Here is a 369-nt window from a genome sequence, read left to right as displayed (position 1 = left end):
GGTGCGATTCGTCTCCGTGCCTCCCTATCGGCCAGACGAATTGGGAAGGTTTGCCGTGCATTTTCTGCGCGACGGCAATGTCAAGGTGTTCGTGACGATGATGAATCTTCACCATCCCGACTATCCCTTGAAGGGCGACGAGGCGCGCAAGTAACCACAGTTCCACGAGGAGAGTCATGCCTTACACAGTAGCGCGCCCACGGGCGTGGATAGCCGGCCTGCTGGCAGCACTGTCGCTGGCAATGTCCGGTTGCGGCGACGAGCCAATCTCCGTGTCAATGGTTGGCTACAACCACACCGATGTAGGCATCTACGCGTTCGAGGTCAACGGTCATGGCGGCCCGAATATTGGTGCGCAATTGGTGCGCA

1 pseudogene is annotated in these 369 nt (G+C 58.5%); it reads left to right on the top strand.

What is annotated here, in order from left to right:
• Positions 1 to 176 precede the first annotated feature (176 nt).
• A pseudogene (locus AC1DP9_RS27800) lies at positions 177 to 369 on the top strand (hypothetical protein); the annotation flags it as partial.

The sequence above is a fragment of the Cupriavidus sp. 01L43 genome (assembly GCF_056399925.1).
The sequence above is the reverse complement of the archived record's forward strand: the minus strand, read 5'-3'. Positions and strand labels throughout refer to the sequence as shown.